We start from the raw sequence: 19101 nt of genomic DNA, 5'->3' as shown, positions 1-19101 counted from the left end.
CCGAGCAAGAAGATCCACCGTTCAACTGCGTCATTCACCCCATTACAAACAGCGACTACGAGAGGTAAACAGCATGAGCACCGAAACCCTGATCAGCATCCTGCAGTCTCTTAAGCAACAAGGGCTGAGCCCCCTTGAGGCGGTCAAAGAGGCACTGGCCCAGCTCCAGTCACGTGCCCGAGGGGCTACCACCGACAACACCGCAGTGGCCGAAGCCGTGATCGAGGTTTTCTCGCCCCTGACCGCGACCCAACTCGCAATCATCCTGCACACCACCTATCCGGACCTGACTGCGCTTGACGTCGGGAAAACCATTCTCAACCCGAAAGTGCTGCCAGCCACACCGGCCACCGAGATGAATGAAGCCCTTGGCAAAGCGGGTTTCGACGCCTCCAGCGTCAGTGATGCAGTGAACATCCTGTATCCGGTTACCGTGACCATTCAGGCCAATCAAGCCTGGCAGCAAAGCGGCCTGACAGTGACTGGCCGCCAGGTCACCCTGATTGCAGCGCAAGGCTCCTGGACTTCCAACCCGGCAACAGGGAAAACAGGCCCGGCCGGCAACACGAACTATCGCGCCAAGCAAGGCTATACCCTGCCAGGCCAGTTCGAGGGGGCCCTGATCGGCCGCATTGGCGACAACGCACCGTTTCTGGTTGGGCCTCAGGTCAAGGTGCCGGCAGGACAGTCGGGGGCCCTGCAACTGTGCATCAACGATGACCTCAACGGGATTTATGGTGCGGGCCTGACGGACAACGTCGGTAGCATGCAGGTAGACATCCGCACGCAAGGCGAATAGCCGATGCTGCCAGCCCGGTGGCTACCTCACCGGGCTGGCAGCCTCATTGCCCCGGCGCGCTGCCACGCTCCCCGAAGAGCAGCGTCACATTGACCCGTTGATTGAGGTAGCCCGGCCGGAAAGCCAGTGGCGCGGTGGCATGGAACAGATCTGAGTTGAAAATCACAGCGCGATTGCACCTGTAAGGGATGACTGTGCGCCGGGCTCCAGCCTCCTTCAGAAAGGCGGCAATTCGATCACCTTGACGATTGTAGGTTTCGAAATCCCAGTCAGAGGGTGCCTCGACGTCGTAGACCACAAGCCCTCCCGAGTCGCGGTCAAGGTTTGCCTCGTCCGGCGTGATCCAGAAGTTCACGTTCACAGCGGCAAAGTCTGCATGGGGGTGTGTCGCAGGCTGGTCATGCTGGTACTTGAACCCCCACATCTGAAGCAATGGGTGATGCTTGCCGATAAGCTGGGGGAAGCAACGCCGAATCTCATCGGCAACCTGCAGCAGAAGCGGGCAATTGAAACCCTCCCTGAAGAACGCGCCGAGCCGACCATGAGCATATCGGTCGGTATGCCAGATGGTGGACTGCAAACAGAACGCCTGCACAAGCGCCAGTGCATCAGCAGACAGGAAGTCGTCGATCACGACCAGGCCCAGGGGGCTCTCCAGGTAATCGCGTTCAGCTCGCAGCAGCGCCTGGCTCATCTTCAAGGCCCCTTCTTGCAGTCGCGGAGCCTGCAACTGGTGCACATTACGCCCGTAGCTCGGGGGCAGCGCAGCGACGTTGGCCGGGGGTGTTGCCAAACTGTTGGGCTGTTCGAATGGTTGGAGAGCTGCCTCATAGCTAGCAATCTCCGCCTCAAGACGCGGACCAATCAGCTGGTGGTCTCGCAAATAGCGTAACTGCTCCAGGTCGTGGGCCAGCTTCGCCCGCGAAGCCCTCGGTACAGCGCCACGCCCTTCGCAGGCACCGGGTTGAGACAGGCTGCGCTCGTCACCACGAACTACAGAGGCATAGTGCGCAGCCCACAGGCCCGCAGCGTCAAGGTCGTGAGTACGCAATGAAGTGCTGACGAGTTGCTCCAGGATCTCTGGATCGCGCGGGTACAGTTCGCCGAGGACCTTCCACATGCCACGGGCCGAATCGTGCTGGCCCATGTGGCCATACAGCGTGGCCAGCAAAAAGGCCAGGTTGGCCCTGGCCAGGTCGAAGGCAGGCTGCAGGCTGATCGCAGCCTTGTAGCTCGAAATTGCGTCCTCATTGCGCCCCGATTGCTGCAAGGCCCAACCCAGGTTGTTATGGCCAACAGCCCAGTCAGGACACTGCTGCACAACGGCACGAAAGCATGCCTGTGCGGCATCGAACTCGCCCTGATCGCACAGGGTACAGCCCTCCTCCAGCAGCACCGATACGGTCTGCTGCGCGCAGCCATTGCCTGCAGCTTCTGGCGTGGTGCGCAGGGCACCATATTTCGCCATCCAGACTTGCGCACTCACGCAAAGCCTCTGAACGGGTCAAGGGCAGCCTTCATCTTCATGGCGCGGCCGAAAGCGTCCTTGTCGGTACTTTCAGCAGCCTCATTCCCGTCATCGCCAATCGCGGCGCTCGCACCGCCAGTGTCATTCAATGCAGCCCAGGCAGGCTCGGTCTCAAGAGACCTTGCGCCGTAGGCTCGAATCACACCGGTTATGTTTGTACTATCCCTTTCAGCGTGCATGGTCCGTCCTTGGAATCGAGCATCAGGTGGCTCGTGGAGCCGGGTTGCGAAACGCCTAGCATAGCCACTGTATCGCCACCATCCACTGAAAGTGCAACTACAGGTGGAAATGCCCCGCAGCCTCGGGCTGATAGAGCACCTTCCGGATCTCGATCCGGCGGGTTCGATCAGCGATTCGCCAGTCGATGGCGTCCCCCTCCTGATAGCCGAGGATGGCGGCGCCGATGTCGGAACACACCGAATGCTTGCCGGTGCTGCTGTCCGCGTCTTCGGGGTAGACCAACGCCACTTCGATCTCCTCGTCGTCCAGCTGCAACAAGGCCCTGGAGTTCATCGTGACGACATTGCGCGCCACCTGCTGCGGCTTCACGACGATGGCCCGCTCGAGCTCATGCTCGAGTTCCACCACGGTCGGGCCTTCCTCTAGCGCGATCAGGCCCTCGAGCCTGGCCTTGTCGATTTCTGTGATGTAGATCCCGGTGGAGTCGCCCACGGCACCTTCGCGCAAGAACGTGAGGTAGCGCCCCATCGTCATGGCAAATGACTTCAATGTCGGGGTTTCGCTCTCCAGCACAAAGCCGCTGCGTACAAAGGCTTTCAGCGAGCGCGTGTTGTCCGGGTGGATCTTGGCGATGAGCTTCTTGGCCCGCATGTCGAGGAAGGCCAGTTTCATGCCTTCGCGAATCGTACGGGCGCCAAGGTTTCGGCCCCACTTGTCGCTGTCTCCGATGACCAGGACGATCTCGCAGTTGGAGCCAGTCTTGACGAGGCGGACAAAGCCGACCGGGGCGTCATGCCGGTCATAGGCCATGAAGAATCGGCCGCCCCGATTGAATAGATGGGTCAGGATCGGCAATTGAGTCCGATCGATGGCTTGTTCGATGGAGCGAGAAACATCACGCGAATCACTCAGATAGCAGGTAACACGTTCGTCTTCCAACCAGTCCATCAACGTCAGCGCATGTGCCCGGGTAATTTCAGGGCACAGCGAAATGAAAGGCCTGTTCATCTTCACCACACTTGATATGCAAAGGATGAAAGCCCTTCATGGCGATTGCCATGACGGTTCTTTCGGCAACCGGCCATCTTAAGACATAACGCCAGAATGGCGAACAGTTTGCGCACTTTCCTCCCCCCTCACCGCCTGCGTCCCAACGTCGCAGCAAAGTGACTTGGCAAATGCCGCGCAATGCTTAAAATCTCGCCTCCTTTTCTACAGTCTGCAGGGGGCATCGCCCTGCCCTGGCTGGCCCTTTCCTGCCGTTCGATACATCGCGCGTACTGCCCGAAGGCGCCGTGCAGCAGGTCACTCGAGGTTTTTATGTCTCCGCGTTTGCTGGCCATGGCGCTGGCGCCCCTGCTGGGCCTGTTCATCATCGCCCTGGGCAATGGTGCCTTGTCGTCCTTGACCACGTTGCGCCTGGGCGAAGCCGGGGAATCGGCCACGATGATCGGTATCGTCGCCTCGGCCTACTTCATCGGCCTTACGCTAGGCGCCCTGTTCAACGACCGGCTGATCCTGCGGATCGGCCATATCCGTGCCTACAGCAGCTTCGCCTCGCTGATTGGCGTCACCATCCTGCTGCAGGGCATGTTCTATGACACCTGGGGCTGGTTCGTGCTGCGCCTGATCAACGGCTGGGCCACCGTCGGCGTGTTTCTGGTCATTGAAAGCTGGCTGCTGCTGGCCGGTGACGCAAAGATCCGCGGGCGCCTGCTAGCGCTCTACATGATCGCCCTGTACGGCGCTGGCGTGCTGGGCCAGGCAACCCTGGGCGAGATCACCGGTTGGGGCGACACGGCGCCATTCATGGTCGCCGGCATGCTCGCGTCCTTGTCGGTGCTGCCGATCGTGATCCTGCCGCGGGTGTCGCCGCTGCTCGACCAGGTCGAGCCGCTCAAACCACGACAGCTGCTGGGGGTGACGCCTACCGGCTTGGTGGGTTGCTTTGGCTCAGGGGTGGCCATTGCCGCCGTGTATTCGTTGCTTCCGCTGTACCTGCAGCGTATCGGCCACGATATCGGCGAAGTCGGCAGCCTGATGGCCTGGACGATTCTCGGGGCAATGCTGCTGCAGTATCCCGTAGGGCGCTGGTCCGACCGCAGGGACCGCCTGGAAGTGCTGACCGTGCTGGCGGGGGTATGCAGCGTGCTGTCGCTGGCCGTGGTACTGCTGCCGCTGTCCGCGACGCTGCTGGCCGCACTGCTGTTCCTGCTGGGCGGCGGCGTGTTCGCGCTCTACCCGGTAGCGGTCAGCCATGCAGCAGACCGCGCGTCGCCCGAGGCGCTGGTACCCATGATTCAGGGCCTGCTGCTGATCAACTCGCTGGGCTCTGCCATGAGCCCGCTGATGATCTCGCCGGTCATGACATCGCTGGGCGAAAACGGGCTGTTCTGGGCCTTCGCGGTGGTCAACCTGAGCATGGTGACGTTTTTCGTCTGGCGTCGCGGCAAGCGCCCGGTACCGGTCAATCCTGCGCCGTTCACGGCCTCGGCAACCTTTTCGCCTACCGGTGCCGAGTTGCGCCTGACAGAAGACCTGATGCAGGCCGTGCAGGATCACCCGCCGATGCCCGATGCGGTCAACGGCCAGGCCGCCCCCAAGCCCGCGCCACACTGCGAGCCTGGTTGAAAGAGGCTACAGTGGAGCGTCCCGAGACCCCGAACGCGTTGATCGAGCGTTCACCTTGGGTCGAGAGGCACTGCTTCAGCAGTCGACAGCCTCTTGGGCAACTCGCAATCTGCTCGAAACTGCCGGAGGACGCATGAACCGTTTCAATCCACGAAAGCTTGGGCTGTCAAAGTGGACCGCCTGCCAGCCGGTCAACCGTGAAAAGCACTTCCTGGTCACCGAGTTGATTTGCGATGAGCACGGCACACCCCTGCAGATCGAACTGCAGGCCGTGCACAGCGGGCGAAAACAACTGCTCGACTGGCAGGAACTCAGGGATAGCCAGCGCTGGAAAATCGGATGGTGCTGAACGGCACATTCTGGGTATGGGACGATCAACCGATCGCCTTGTGAATCCTTTGACTGGCAGCATGGATCTCGCAAACCAGTTGCCTCACCGCCTCCTCAACCGTGCCTTCATTACGGCACAGCACCCACCCGTTATCCGCAACCGCCTGCTCGAATGCCTGCGTGGCAGCAACCTGCTCCTCCAGGCTGAACATCACGGTACTGCCCAGCCCTCGCGTTCTGGCCGCCGCCCTCGCCCACGAAATCTGCGGGCTGGTAACCACCCCGACGTGCAGGTCCGGCACACTCACCTCGCGCTCGAGGTTCAACCGCAGAATCTCGGCAAACGGCACTATCCGGCGAAACGCCGCATCCGATGGATACCAGCGGTCGATCAGGATGATGCTGTTGGGCGGCTGCCTGGTCAGCACCTGCCGGGAAATCCAGGCCCGGCTGTCGGCAAGGCGTTCGCAAACCGCCCACTCCAGCGACCGGCTGGGGTTTCTGACCAGTGCGTTGACGAGCGCCATCGTCTCGCCCCGGCCGGGGTCGCTGTTTTTCTCGGACAGCCGGACCACCTTTCTGCCGTCCGCCCGCAGTGCCTGGGTCACGGCTTCCAGCAGCGTGGTCTTGCCGGTTCCCTTGGGGCCATCCAGAGAAACGAAAAGCGGACGGTTCATTGTTGTTGCGCCTCTGGTTGTGTCCATCAGTCATGAGCCGGCATTCTTGCACACCCGCTCCCCAGCAGACACCGAGGCACCTCCGTCAATGGACCCGACACTCACCCAGGCCCTTGCGCAACTGCGCCGCGCCCTGCCCATCGGCCTGCGCCACGCCCGGGCCCTGCTGCAACGCTGCGCCGGCAACCCGCAGCAGGCCGCCGAGCTGTACAAGGCCGAACTGCTGCAGGTGCTGATGGAAAAATCCGGGCTGCCACACCACCAGGCCCGCCAGTACCTGCACAGTGCGGGCTACGACCTGAGCCGCGCCTTGACCGCCCTGGACGAAGCGCGTTTCACCCTGACCCAGCGCATTCTGCGCCACCATCACCAGGACAAGCCGCGCGCCCTGGACCTGATCGCCCAGGCCATCGAAACCGCCGGACAGCTGCCCCGCCAGTACTGGCTGGATTTCGAGCGCCTGGATCAACTGCCCCCGGCGCTGCGCTGCTTCATGGTGATCCACGAATGGCTGGCCTTCGAGCAATGGGAAGGCTTTGACAGTGCCCTGCACTTTCACCTGCCCCAGGCCATCGCCCAACTCAGGCACCTGCAGCTCGATGCCCTGGCGCACACACTGGAGCAGGCCGATCAGCGCCAGCAGCACCTGCGCCAGGCCCATGCCGATGAACACCACGTCGAGCTGGCCATACGGATCCAGCATGACCCGCTCTTCGACGCCTGCCAAACCCGCTTCAACCAGCAGCGCACGCAGCTCGACGAGCAGCTGTACGCGTGGGTGGAGCGGCACATGGCGCAGTTTCCCTCCTGAGCCGCGCCCCTGCAGCGCGCAAGCCGGTAGACTGCCGCCCTCCCCGACGGACCTCGGATTCCCCCTCATGGAACTGCACTACCGCATCACCCCCGACCACCTCCAGTCCTGGATCGCCGAACCGCTGAAGCAGGAACTGCTCAAGCAGGACACGCAACAGGCCCGCGCCCTGGCCACCTTCGCCAGGTGGCAGAGCCGCCTGATCGGCCCGCTGATGTTCGCCCTGTGCCTGATCGGCGCCCTGCTGGCGGTGTATCTCCCGGAGCGACGCATCACCCCGGAGAAAGCCATCGCCCTGCTGCTGTTCACACTGGTGTTCATCCCGCTGTGGTGGCGCTTTTCCGGGCGCTGGCTCGGCCACCTGCAAGCGCGGATCGCCGCCAACCACGCCAAGCCCCGGGCACCGGTACGCGGGCTCAACCAGCGCCTGATCGAGGCCAGGCTTCGGGCACCCCTGAAATCGGCCCAGGACACGTACAAGCTGAGCTTCGATGATCAGGGCTTCACGCTGGACAAGGCCCGGGGCGGCAAGACGGTCCTGGCCTGGGAGCAAGTCGTACACCTGCTGGAAACGCCGGATTTCTACCACGTGGCGAGCGCAGACATGCGCGCCAAGGGCATGGCCTGCCTGATTGCCAGGCACAGCGAGCTGATGCCGGCGGACGACTATCAGCAAGGTCTGCAGGCGTTTCTGAGCCACTGCCCGGTCACGGCTAGCGCCCCGGCCACGTCTTGCCCATCACCCCCGAAGTAGCCCTCGCCCGGCCTGGGCGCAGGTGGTAATTCGGCCAAAGCACAGGGAAGCAATGCCATGGCAACGCGCCGGTGCTGCATGCAGCCATGGCGAACGTATAAGGTAGGCCGCACAACAATCCAACTGCCAAGGAGACAGCCATGACCCTGTTCTGCCGGCTTAGCCTGCTGTTGCTGATCGTGGGAATGCTGCTGGGCGAGATCGTGCTCGCCAGCGTGGGGCTGGTGGGCGTGTGCGGTGCGGCGCTGTACATCAGCATCCGCGAGGACACCCCGCAGGCGCCCCCCGCCGAGCCGGAGTTTCTCGCCTAGCCGTTCAAGGCTGCAGCGGTTCGGCGCCCTTGACGAACATCTGCGCCGTGACAATGCAGCACTTCTCGGCCTTCTTCGAACTGAAGGCCTTGTGGTCGAGCGCCCATTCCAGCCAGAAGCCGTCGATCAGCGCGGTGATGGTCAACGCCGCGCTTTTGGCGTCTATCTGCGTGCCCTGTGCCTTGCCGATGGCCTTGAACACCGACTCCAGTTCCTTGCGATAGTCGGCATAGAGCTTCTTGTTCAAGGCGCGCAGCTGCTCCGACGATACCGCCGCCCCCCAGAACCCCAGCCAGGTGGTGAGGATGAACTCGTTGAAGATCTGCCCGCGAAACGAGGAGCGGATGATCGCCAGCAGACGGTCCTCGGGGGTGCCGCCCTGCACCGCCAGGTACTTGCGGGTTTCTTCGCGCAGCTGGTCGGTGAGTTCCTGGTAGGTCGACAGCATCAGCTCTTCCTTGCTGGAAAAGTGATGGCCGATCAGCCCGATGGACACCCCGGCCTGCGCGCAGATGCGCTCCAGGGTACTGCCACTGTGGCCATAGCGGGTGATGCACTGCATCGTCGCCTCGATGATGGCCTTGCGGCGCGTCTCGGGGTCGATGCGGGTTCGACGCTTCCTGGGTTGGGTTACTTCGGGCTCACTGCTCATACGTCAACAACCTGTGCACTGCGGGGCATGGCCCCGGTCTCCGGACAGCGGCTACATCTCAGTCGCCAAGCGAGGCGACAATTTAGCAACTTTTGCCCGGGCAAGTGACAGGAAATGGCGATTGCCCCGGCGTGCGTCGCGCACGCCGGGGCAATCGTCGACAGGCTCAGTTGGCGCTCAGGCCGCGCTCCAGGTCCTTGTCCAGTTCATCGATGCGCGACAGCTCCGCCGCGATGTCCTGGGTGCGGCACAGCCACCCATAGACCAGCGCCGACACCACCAGGCCCACCAGCATGCTGATGTCGGCGCCATCGAGCAGCGTGGTCACGTAGCCGGTATACAGCCCGGTGCTGGAGAACGGCAGCATGGCCACGAAGCCTGCCACGTAGGCGCCGATGCCGCGCCAGTTCCAGCGCCCGTAGATCCCGTTGGGCTTGAAGATCTCGGTAATCGAGAACTTGCCGTGGCGTACCTTGTAGAAGTCCACCAGGTTGATCGCCGTCCACGGGGTGAACAGGTACAGCAGGATGGCCAGGAAGTCGCCGAAGTCCTTCACGAAGTTGTCCGAGGCGGTCATCGCGATGGCGATCGCGGTCCCGCCCACCAGCAGCATCGAGACGATGCGCTTGAACAAGGTGGAGGTCTGGGTCTTCACCGTGTCGGCGATACTCAGCAAGGTGATCGAGGCGCCGTAGAAGTTCTGCGCCGCGCTGGTCACCAGGCTCAGCACCGCCAGGATCAGCAGGCATTCGCCGAAGCCGCCGAACAGTGTGTTGCCCAGCATCACCAGGCCCTTGGCCAGGTTCTGCCCCGGGCTCAGTGCCGCGGCCAGGGCGCCGATCAGCATCATCCACACCCCGCCGATCATCGCGCCCATGTAGGTCCACCAGAACGACGAGCGCACGCTGACGTTGGCCGGCAGGTAGCGCGAGTAGTCCGACACGTAGATCGCCCAGCTCAGCTGATACGCGGCGGCCACGAAGAACTGCGCCAGGAACGGCGTTGCCTTGAAGTCCGAGACGCTCAGCTGATCGGCTGGCAGCTTGACGAAGAAGAACAGCCCCACGGTGAACACCAGCATCACCGCGATCAGCACGAACGCCAGCAGCCGCTGCACCTTGTGGAAGGTGTTGTAGCCGGCAATCGCCATGACGATCGCCAGCAGCGAGAAGGCGATGGCCGAGCCGTTTTCGGGAACGTCGAACAGTTCGTGCAGCGTCTGGCCCACCAGCAACTGGTTGAAGGCGTTGTAGCCCACGTAGGTGGCGATGGCCACCACATACACCAGCAACGCGCCCAGGTAGCCGAACTGCGGGCGCGACTGGATCAGTTGCGGCAGGCCCATCTGCGGGCCCTGGGTGGAATGGCCGGCCATGAACAGCGTGCCGAAGGCGCAGCCCAGGAAGATCGCCACCGCCGACCAGAACAGGTTGGCGCCCATGCCGACCCCGATGATGCCCACCGCCAGGGTGGTCAGGTGCGCTTCCCCGCAGAACCAGATGGGCCACAGGTGCCACGCCTTGCCGTGGCGCTCTGCGAGCGGGACGTAATCGATGGAGCGTGTTTCAAGGTTCAGGCGTCCCTTGGACGCCGAGTGGGAGGCAGACATGGCAGTTGCACCTTTTTTTATTGGTCTGGTTGCACGGCTAAGCGGAAAACAGCGGGTTCATCAATCGCGGGCGTGGTTGATCGCCTGGGTCAACAGCGCCTCCAGTTGTGCCTGGGTGCTGTCGCGCGGGTTGGTCAGCCGCGCCGGGTCGCCCATGGCCTTGCGTGCCACGGCGCCGACATCGGCCTGGCGGACCCCGAGCTCGGCCAGCGACCTGGGAATCTCCAGGCGGTCGAGCAAGGCGCACACGGCGTTGTAGAAGGTCTCGAACTCGGCGTCCGGCAAGCCCAGGGCCTGCGCCACCGGCATCAGGCGCGGGGTGATCTGCGCCTGGTTGTAGCGCAGCACCACCGGCAGGATGACCGCGTTGGTCAACCCATGGTGGGTGTTGTAGGTGGCGCCCACCATATGGCTCAGTGCGTGCACCAGCCCCAGGCCCTTGAGAAACGCCACGCCGGCCAGGCACGAGCCGATCAGCATGTTGCCCCGCGCCTCTAGGTCGTGACCGCGTTCGACGGCGGTGTCGATCGAGCCCCACAGCAGCGTCAATGCCTGCAACGCGGCGCCATCGCTGAGCGGGTTGAAGCTGGGCACGAAGTAGGCTTCCAGGGCATGGATGATCGCATCGCACCCGGTCCATGCGGTCAGGTTGGCCGGCAGGCTCTGGGTCAGCTCCGGGTCCAGGATCACCGCCGCCGGGCGCGCCCGTGGGTGCCACACGCAGCCCTTGATGCCGCGCCCGGTGTCGGTGAGCATCGCGGTGCTCTCGGTTTCGGCGCCGGTGCCGGCGGTGGTGGGAATCGCGATCACCGGCGCAAAGTCCGCCGCACTGAAACCTGCCGGCACCGGCTTGTCGAAGTCGAAGGCCCACAGCTCGCTGCGCTGCTGACGGGCGACCAGGGCCACCGCCTTGCCGCCGTCCAGGCCACTGCCGCCCCCCAGCGCGATGATGCCGTCGGCGCCCCAGGCCCGATAGGCTGCGGCACCGGCCAGTACCGACTGGTCGGTGGGGTTGGGCTCGATGCCGCCGTACAGGCCGCAGGCAAGCCCCGCCTCGGTCAGGCTGCGCTGCAGTTCATCCACGAAGGGCAGGCGCAGCGAGCCCTGGTCGGTGATGATGATCGGTCGGCTGATGTTGAAGTCCCGGCACAGCCTGGCCAGGTGATGACGCGCACCCGGGCCGTACTCGATGGGCAGTGGCACGGTCCATTGTTGCGGGTTCAAGGCTGAAAGCGTGTTTTGCATGGGGTTGACCTCAACGGCAGCGCAGGATGGTGGATTTCAATTCGGTGTACTTGCCCAGCGCATGGGCCGAATTGTCCCGGCCATTGCCGGACTCCTTGAACCCGCCAAACGGGAAGTTCATGTCCACCAGTTCGTCATAGCAGTTGACCCACACCGTGCCGGCCCTGAGCTGGCGGGTGGCGCGGTGAATGGCCCCAAGGTCGGATGACCACACCGCCGCCGCCAGGCCGAACTCGGTCTGGTTGGCGATGGCGATGGCCTCATCGAGGGTGTCGAAGGGAATCACCACCAGCACCGGGCCGAAGATTTCCTCGTTGGCGATACGCGCCGTTGCGTCCGGGGCAAGGAAGATCGTCGGCTCCAGGTAGGCGCCTGCCCCCACCGGCGAGAGCGCCTGGCCGCCCTTGAGCAACTGCGCCTCGTGCCGGCCTGTTTCGATGTAGCGCTGGACGCGCTCGAACTGCACCGCGTCGATGATCGCACCCGTGACGCTGGCCGGGTCCAGGGGGTGCCCCGGGTAGTAGCTGTCGGTGGCCACGAGCAGTTCGCGCAACAGCGGCTCGATCACCGAGCGCTGCACCAGCAGACGCGACCCGGCGCTGCACACCTGGCCCATGTTGGCGAAGATCGCCGCCGCTGCCGACTGCGCGGCCTGGGTGAGATCCGCGCAATCGGCCATGACGATGTTGGCCGACTTGCCGCCCAGCTCCAGCCATACACGCTTGAGATTGGAGGCGGCGGCGTTCTGCGCGATCTGCCGCCCCACCGCGCCGGAGCCGGTGAAGGCGATACAGTCGACGTCGCCATGCAGGCTCAGCTCGCGCCCTACCGCGCCATCACCGGGGAGCACGTTGAACACCCCAGCCGGAACACCCGCTTCCATCGCCAGGGCGGCGATGCGCAAGGCGCTCAACGGGGTTTTCTCCGACGGCTTGAGCAGCACGCTGTTGCCGGCTGCCAGGGCCGGGGCGAACTTCCAGGCGGCCATCAGCAGCGGGTAGTTCCAGGGCACCACCGCCGCCACCACGCCCAGCGGCTGCTGGGTCACGGTGCCGAAGAATTGCGGGTCGGTGGCCGGCACCTCGCCGTGCACCTTGTCGATCAGTTCGGCAAACCAGCGCAGGCAGTAGATCGTGCCCGGCAGGTCGGCACCAATGGTATCGGCAATCGGCTTGCCGCTGTCCAGGGTCTCCAGCAGCGCCAGCTCGTCAGTATGCGCCTCGAGCAGTGCGGCCCACTTCAGCAGCACCGCCTTGCGCTCGCGGGCCGCCAGCTCGCTCCACACGCCGGCCTCGAAGCTGCGCCGCGCAGCAGCCACGGCCAGGTCCACATCGGCCTTCGCGCACTGGGCCACCGCCGCGAGCACGGCGTCGTCAACCGGGCTGCGGGTGCAGAAGGTCGCCCCGTCTTGCGCGTCCACATAGCGCCCGTCGATGAATGCCCTGCCCTCCAGCGGCAACGTTGCTGCCTTGTCGAGCCAATAGGCCCTGTCTTTGAGTCGTGTCACTGCAATACCCCGTCTTGTTCTTGTCAGGCTGGGGCAATCCTAGGCGATACTGAAAATATCTTCAATAACGATCAAGGCTGTTACTGAATTTATTTTCAATAAAAAATGCCCGCATGAGCGGGCATTGTTCCAGGCGATGCATGGGCAGCAGCGTGCAGTCAGTCCGTCCAGGTCAGCGAGGGCGCCCCCCGCCGGCGCATCACCCAGGCAATCAGCAGGCCGCCGAGCATCCAGGCGGCGCCCAGCACCTTGGCGTGCACGTTGGTGCTCCACAGCGCATAGCTCAACAGCAGCACGCCCAGCACCGGGGACACCCCATGGCTGAACAGCTGCGCCTGGCCGATCTTCCTGAAGTAGATCATCACCGACACGTGCAACAGGATGTAGGCGGTCAGCGCGCCGAACGTGACCAGGGTCACCATCACATCCAGGTAGCCGGCCCCGGCGAACGCCACCACGAACGAAACCAGCGCAACCGTGACGATGGCGTTGGCAGGCACGTTGGTGCGGGCACTGATGCGGCTCAGGTACGCGGGCAGGCGCTTGTCCCGCGACATGCTGAACAGCACCCGCGCCGTGGTCGCCTGGGACACCAGGGTGTTGGCCATCAGCGCGATGATGCCGCTGGTCAGGGTGATCACCGGCAGAAACCAGGCCCCGACGATCTCGGCACTGAGGGTATAGAACGCGGTGTCGGCAGCGGCGCCCTGGTACACCGTGCCCAGCGGCACGAACACTGCCGCCAGGTACACCTGCCCCACGAACAGCACCGTGACCAGCACCAGCAGCATCATCGTGGCCCTGGAGACCGTCTCCCCGCCCCCCTTGGCCTCTTCGTTCAGGGTCGACACCGCGTCGAATCCGATGTAGCTGAGGGCTGCAATCGGTACGGCGGCGAACACCATGGCCATGGAGAAGTCGGAGCGGTTGTAGAACGGCGCGATGAAGTGCTCCAGGGTCGGCTTGAGTTCGATGATGCGAGAGGTGGCAAAGGCGGCGAACAGAAACAGCACCACCAGTTGGATCAGCAGCAGCACCTTGCTCAACCTGGCATTCATCTCGATGCCCATCAGGTTGACCGCCGTGGGCACCGCTACGAAGGTGACCAGCCACACCGTGGTCGGCACCTGCGGGAACTGCGCCGACAGCGCCGCCGCCCCCAGCACCGCCAGCAGTGCCGGCAGCAGCAGGTAATCGAGCAGAATCGCCCAGCCGGCCACGAAGCCCAGGCTGCTGTTGGTGCCGTGGGTGACATAGGAATAGACCGAGCCGGCCAGGGGGATCTTCCTGGCCATCTGGCTGTAGCTGATGGCGCTGAAGATCATCGCGACGGCGGCCACCAGGTACACCAGCGCCACCATGCCGGCGGAGGTGTTGTAGATAAGCCCGAACACGCTGACCGGGGCGATGGGCACGAAATACAGCAGGCCGTAGGCGAGCACATCGGAAAAGCTCAGTACCCGTTTGAGCCCTGCCTGCTCCGGGTCTTGTGTACTGGGGGTGTCTGACGCATTGGCAATCGACATGGGCAATCTCCGAAGCAATAGATCGTCGAGGCGCAACCCCCTGTTTCGCCAGGGGCCTGGGTCGACTTGTTTTTTATAGTTTTATCCATGACTTCAAGGGTCGGTACAGCGCGCGAGGGGCTGCGTGCGCTGTACCGGGGCTGCTTCCTGCAAGGGGCAAGTATCAAAGTGGGCCACCAGGCGAACAAGCGACCATTGCGCATGCAATCAGTCGTCGGCGGAATGATCCCCAGCGGTGCCGCCATGGCTGTGCATCGACCCGACGGCATTCAGATGCGCGGGGTCGCCTTGGCAATGAAGGCGCGCAGGTGCCTGAAGAAGGGTTCGGGGTTTTCGATATGCGGCATGTGGGAGGCCTCGGGTATGCAGCAGAACTCGGCGCCCCTGACCATCGCCGCGAAGGCCCGGCCCGATTCTGGGGTGCCTTCGTCGTGGGCCCCGCACATGAACAGCGTGGGCACCTCGATCGACGCCAGCTTCGGGGTCAGGTCCAGGTCCGCCAATGTGCCGGTGCCGAAGAACTCGGTGGGGCCCCACATGTAGCCGTACAGTTCGGTCGCGCAATTGTCCATCGTGTCGACCACGATCTGCGGCCAGGGCTGCACGCGGCACAGGTGACGCACATAGAACGCGTTGACCACCTCCAGGTACTCGGGGCTGGTGAAGTCGCGCTGCGCCTCGCACCGGCGCATCACCGCCTGCAGGTGGTCGGGCAACTGCGCCTTCAATCGCTCGCAGTCCGCCATCCAGCGCTTGGCATCGACCAACGGCCCCGACAGCGCCAGCGAGCACAGCCCGGCCGGCTGCCGGGCCGCATAGTTGATGGCGATGCTGCAGCCCCACGAGCTGGCAAACAGATGCACCTGGCCCAGGCCCAGGTGCTCGCGAACGGCATCTATCTCGTCGGTAAAACGCTCCAGCGTCCAGTTGCGTGTGTCGCCCACCCGCTGCGAGCGTCCGCAATCGAGCTGGTCGTACAGCACCACGCTGCGGTCAGGCACCAGTTCGAGCAGCGGCAGCAGGTAGTCATGGGAGTTGCCGGGGCCGCCATGCAGCACGATCAGCGGCACGGCACCGCTGTTGGCCGAGCGGTTGAGCCGGTACCAGACCTTCCCACCCGGCACATCGATATGGCCGCTTTCATCTGGCACAGCAGCGTAGTCACTCACGAGCACCTCCAACCTTGTGATTGTTATTCTGTTGGCGCACGCCCCCGAACCCGCAAGCCCGGTACTGACGCGGGAACAGGCGGTCGTCGCCCTGCTTGAGTCTTAGGGCACGAAGGGGCTGGCACAAGCGAAAAAAAATGGGCTGGTCCTGAATTATTTTCCTGACCTGCCGTGGCGCTGCGGCACGCTCAGGGCGGCGGCGCGAACAGCACGGGCCGCGCTGCATCGGCGCCCAGTACACAGGCCACGTCATGCGCGCAACCTGGCACGATGACCATGCGCCTGGGCGTGCGCGGCTTGAGCACGGCCTGTTCATAGGCGGCATACGCCAGCCCTCGCTGCAATCGGAAAGGCCCCTGCAACATGGCCGCGCAGGATTTGTCGAGAATCGGGTAGAACGTACCCTTGTCGGCACTGCTGTCGAGGGCACCTTCCAGGTAATCGACCTGGGCCGCCGCATAGTGTGCGCGGGCCTGCGCGCCGGTACGCGGCAGATAGCCAGGCAGCGACTGGGTGCCGTACTTCCAGTGGTCATAGGCACAGGCCGGGGACGTCGCCGGCACGTCGAAGCGCCAGGTGCAGCCCCCCGTACCACAGGCCTCCCACGGCACCGTTCGCTCGCCCCGCAGGGGCACGGGGCGAACCGGGTCGAAGTACAGCCAGCTGCCCGGGTCGGCGATCACATAGCGCAGCGCCACACCCGCCGGCGGGTCGGCGGCAAAACCGATGCTGTGCTGGAGCATCTGCGCACCGGCCGAAAATCCCACCAGGGTCACACTGCGCAGGCTCGGCCACTGCCGGGCCAGTTCGCCCAGCAAGGCGTCCAGTGCCGCAAAGGCGCCAAGCGGATGGGCGCCCAGCGAGGGAGCCCCCGCCAGCCAGCCGGCACAGCTCCACAGCGCGTCGCCCGGTTGAGCGCCGGGCGTGTCCGGCATGCTGCAACGCCCGGCCTGCGCCGGCGCCACCTGATACAGCGGCGCCACCACCAGGGTACGCGGCAACCGGCCCGCAGCACGTGCCGCCTGCAAGCCGGCCTCGAAGCTGCGCCCGACATCGCGCGGATGCCCGTGCAGTATCAGCAGTGCCGTCTGCGGGCCGTGGGGGTCGCCGGGCCTTGGCGCGCGCGATGCGTAGTAATGCATCTGGCCTGCACCTGCCGGCAACGCGAAGCTGTGCAGGCACTGCGGGCCGGCCTGGCGCCCGCAGTGGCCGCGCTCGGCGGCGAGCGCGCCACTGGCCGTCAGCCACAGCACTGTCAACCACATAACGCTGCGCCAGAGGCGCCTTGGCGTGTGCATCGTCGCCTCCATCAGGCTTGGCCTGTCACTCCGGCGAGGTCAGTTCCCCGTACGCCACCACCCGGTTCCGGCCGCCCTGCTTGGCCTGGTACATGGCCTGGTCGGCCTGTCGCAGCAGGTGCTGGTAGTCGGGGTGGCCGTTGTAGGTGGCCATGCCGATGCTCACGGTGACCTGGTGCCTGCGGCCTTCGGTCAGTTGCAGCTTTTCCGCTTCGACCTTGCGCCGCAACTTCTGCGCCACCTTCATGGCGTTGGCGCTGTCGATGTCCACCAGGATCATCAGGAACTCCTCGCCCCCCATGCGGAACACGTAGTCCCCCGCGCGGCTGTGGCTGCTGAGGATCTCGGCGATCTGCTGCAGAATCGCGTCGCCGGCTTCGTGACCGAAGTTGTCGTTGATCGACTTGAAGTTGTCGATATCCACCGAGAACACCGAAAACGTCTGCCCGGTCTTCTGCGCGATGGCGATCTCGTTGCCGATCACCACCGGCAGGAACTTGCGGTTGAGCATGCGTGTGAGCACGTCGCGGCCGCTTTCCAGCTCGTTGGCGGTGTTGAACAGGTTGTCGAGGTTGAACATCAGGCTCTTGGTCTGGTCGCGAATGTCGCGCAGCAGGCGCATGCGCGTCTCCTGCTCGTGCATCGAGGCAAGAAACATGGGCAGCAACACGTCATCCATGTGACGGATGATCTTCAGGATCTGATCGCTTTCGCTGGTGTTCTGGAAGGCGTAGGCGCCCTTGTGACGGAACCACAGGCCGAAATCAGAGGCCGCGAGCCTGGGCAGGTTCACGCCGTTGGAGCCCATGGCCAGGTCGAACATCAGGCTGTTTTCCCAGTCCAGCAAGGCGCCACGCTGACGCTCGCGCTCGGTGCTGATGTTCTGCAGCACCGAGAACAGCCGGTAGCCTTCCTCGTTGCGCGAGTTGCGGTCATGGGACCGCGAATAGGCGTGGCTCATGATTTCCATGGCCAGGTCCATGGTTTCGCTGGCCAGGCGCAATGCCTGCGCCTCGCTGGCCCACTGCTGTTCGAGAATCAGCTGGAACAGCAACTTCTTCAGGTGCCGCGCACCACTGAGCACCAGGTGCAGCGGCACGTCGATGCGCGCATGCACTTCCCCCACCTGCTTTTGCAGGGCAACCAGCGGCATGCAGTCATCGGTGGGCGACACCGAATAGACCCGCACCAGCCAGGCCTGCATCGAACTGCCCAGGCGGCTCTTGACCTCGTCGTGGGACAGGATCAGCGAAGCATTGGGGTCGGCCAGCATGTGTTCATAGAACCGCGCGGCCAGCATGACCTTGTTGCGCTCGACAAGGCCCTGCAACGATTGGGTCAGCGTGCATGGGTACTGGGAAACCATGCTGTGCCATTCTTTGGCTTGTACTTCCGGGGAAACGCTTGGCATGTGTGGCCTATTTTCAATTCAGCAAGAAGCCTGATGCCTACACGAATCACAAGAGGCTTCGGCACTGGACGAACCAACCGGGTTCGCCCGCCGGGTATTCTATTGCACGCTGCGCGGGAAGTCTTTGAACGCGAGCCCTGCATACCCGGCTCAATACTTGCGCGGCCCTGCCGATAGCCTGCGCAAGGCATTTTTTCAGACGCGAGGCATTCCTGTACCCGCAGGACCTGGAAGACTACACGCACTACAAGCAGGAACAGGCCAACTACCACGCCGAGCCCGCCAGGGTCGACGCGCTGGGCGACTTCCTGGATATCCCCTTTGCCGACCAGACCTTCGACTACCTGATCACTTCCCACGTCATCGAGCATGTGCCCAACCTGCTGGCGGCCTACGTGGAGTCATCCCGGGTGGTGAAGGACGGTGGCGTGTTCTTCTGCATCTTCCCCAACCGCAACGCCGAGCCCACCGACCGCATCCGCGCGCTGACCACCCTGGAACAGATGATCGACGCCTACGAAAAGCGCGTCGACATGAGCATGATCGACGCGCACCTGTGGCGTGGCCATCACCTGGTGTTCTCCCGGCACTGATCATCGACCCGGAAAACGAAGAGTACCGCCAGTGGTTCGTGCAGTTCACCGGCGGCCCGTTCATCAACCC

Annotated in this window: 17 protein-coding genes and 1 pseudogene; 7 read left to right on the top strand and 11 right to left on the bottom strand. The window is 63.9% G+C overall.

What is annotated here, in order from left to right; genetic code table 11:
• Nucleotides 1-73 precede the first annotated feature (73 nt).
• On the top strand, nt 74-799 hold the full coding sequence (locus QMX96_RS07885; protein ID WP_054914499.1) for a hypothetical protein: 726 nt from the start codon (nt 74-76) through the stop codon (nt 797-799).
• Nucleotides 800-842: 43 nt separating this feature from the next.
• Here QMX96_RS07885 and QMX96_RS07880 read toward each other — a convergent pair whose 3' ends face one another.
• Nucleotides 843-2285 carry a tetratricopeptide repeat protein gene (locus QMX96_RS07880; protein ID WP_282361521.1) on the bottom strand — a complete coding sequence of 481 codons (1443 nt, stop codon included), beginning with the start codon at nt 2283-2285 and terminating at the stop codon, nt 843-845.
• A 318-nt stretch (nt 2286-2603) separates the two neighbouring features.
• Nucleotides 2604-3567: pseudogene (locus tag QMX96_RS07875) on the bottom strand (GNAT family N-acetyltransferase).
• A 260-nt stretch (nt 3568-3827) separates the two neighbouring features.
• Between QMX96_RS07875 and QMX96_RS07870 the strand changes: the two are divergent.
• Entirely contained in the window at nt 3828-5138 is a 1311-nt protein-coding gene (locus tag QMX96_RS07870) for an MFS transporter (protein ID WP_104572466.1), read from the top strand.
• 133 nt (nt 5139-5271) lie between these two features.
• The gene (locus QMX96_RS07865) at nt 5272-5487 is read left to right on the top strand and encodes a TIGR02450 family Trp-rich protein (RefSeq protein WP_054914496.1); all 216 of its coding nucleotides are present in this window, start codon (nt 5272-5274) and stop codon (nt 5485-5487) included.
• A 25-nt stretch (nt 5488-5512) separates the two neighbouring features.
• Here the strand turns inward: QMX96_RS07865 and QMX96_RS07860 are convergent, their stop codons facing one another.
• Nucleotides 5513-6145 (bottom strand): dTMP kinase, encoded by a 633-nt coding sequence (locus tag QMX96_RS07860; RefSeq protein ID WP_078480948.1) that lies wholly within the window; start codon nt 6143-6145, stop codon nt 5513-5515.
• 88 nt (nt 6146-6233) lie between these two features.
• Here QMX96_RS07860 and QMX96_RS07855 point away from each other — a divergent pair, with 88 nt between their 5' ends.
• From QMX96_RS07855 to QMX96_RS07845, 3 genes are all read left to right on the top strand, one after another.
• Complete coding sequence (locus tag QMX96_RS07855) at nt 6234-6956, top strand: hypothetical protein (RefSeq protein WP_282361520.1); 723 nt, start codon at nt 6234-6236, stop codon at nt 6954-6956.
• Between the two features lie 67 nt (nt 6957-7023).
• Complete coding sequence (locus QMX96_RS07850; protein ID WP_282361519.1) at nt 7024-7710, top strand: hypothetical protein; 687 nt, start codon at nt 7024-7026, stop codon at nt 7708-7710.
• A 140-nt stretch (nt 7711-7850) separates the two neighbouring features.
• On the top strand, nt 7851-8021 hold the full coding sequence (locus tag QMX96_RS07845; protein WP_167400189.1) for a hypothetical protein: 171 nt from the start codon (nt 7851-7853) through the stop codon (nt 8019-8021).
• A 4-nt stretch (nt 8022-8025) separates the two neighbouring features.
• On the opposite strand, the gene betI is transcribed toward QMX96_RS07845, so the two are convergent.
• From betI to QMX96_RS07805, 8 genes are all read right to left on the bottom strand, one after another.
• A complete protein-coding gene (betI, locus tag QMX96_RS07840) occupies nt 8026-8673 on the bottom strand; it encodes a transcriptional regulator BetI (protein WP_052504246.1) in 648 nt (215 codons plus the stop codon).
• A gap of 166 nt (nt 8674-8839) precedes the next feature.
• Nucleotides 8840-10282 (bottom strand): cytosine permease, encoded by a 1443-nt coding sequence (locus QMX96_RS07835; protein ID WP_043861246.1) that lies wholly within the window; start codon nt 10280-10282, stop codon nt 8840-8842.
• A 60-nt stretch (nt 10283-10342) separates the two neighbouring features.
• The gene (locus QMX96_RS07830; protein ID WP_054914492.1) at nt 10343-11527 is read right to left on the bottom strand and encodes an iron-containing alcohol dehydrogenase; all 1185 of its coding nucleotides are present in this window, start codon (nt 11525-11527) and stop codon (nt 10343-10345) included.
• Nucleotides 11528-11537: 10 nt separating this feature from the next.
• Entirely contained in the window at nt 11538-13034 is a 1497-nt protein-coding gene (locus tag QMX96_RS07825; protein WP_282361518.1) for an aldehyde dehydrogenase family protein, read from the bottom strand.
• A gap of 158 nt (nt 13035-13192) precedes the next feature.
• The gene (locus QMX96_RS07820; RefSeq protein WP_043861243.1) at nt 13193-14560 is read right to left on the bottom strand and encodes an APC family permease; all 1368 of its coding nucleotides are present in this window, start codon (nt 14558-14560) and stop codon (nt 13193-13195) included.
• Between the two features lie 269 nt (nt 14561-14829).
• Nucleotides 14830-15729, bottom strand: coding sequence for a proline iminopeptidase-family hydrolase (locus QMX96_RS07815; RefSeq protein WP_282361517.1), 900 nt, complete (start codon nt 15727-15729; stop codon nt 14830-14832).
• A gap of 188 nt (nt 15730-15917) precedes the next feature.
• Nucleotides 15918-16994 carry a hypothetical protein gene (locus QMX96_RS07810; RefSeq protein WP_196932212.1) on the bottom strand — a complete coding sequence of 359 codons (1077 nt, stop codon included), beginning with the start codon at nt 16992-16994 and terminating at the stop codon, nt 15918-15920.
• Between the two features lie 58 nt (nt 16995-17052).
• The gene (locus QMX96_RS07805; protein WP_173925049.1) at nt 17053-18393 is read right to left on the bottom strand and encodes a diguanylate cyclase; all 1341 of its coding nucleotides are present in this window, start codon (nt 18391-18393) and stop codon (nt 17053-17055) included.
• 182 nt (nt 18394-18575) lie between these two features.
• On the opposite strand from QMX96_RS07805, the gene QMX96_RS07800 reads away from it, so the two are divergent.
• Nucleotides 18576-19031, top strand: a complete 456-nt coding sequence (locus tag QMX96_RS07800) for a class I SAM-dependent methyltransferase (RefSeq protein ID WP_349016782.1) — start codon at nt 18576-18578, stop codon at nt 19029-19031.
• Nucleotides 19032-19101 lie beyond the last annotated feature (70 nt).

Source organism: Pseudomonas sp. PS01300 (genome assembly GCF_029960155.1).
In the GTDB taxonomy this organism is placed as follows: Bacteria; Pseudomonadota; Gammaproteobacteria; order Pseudomonadales; family Pseudomonadaceae; genus Aquipseudomonas; species Aquipseudomonas palmensis.
Note: the sequence above shows the minus strand (reverse complement) of the source record. Positions and strands in the feature narration are given on the sequence as shown.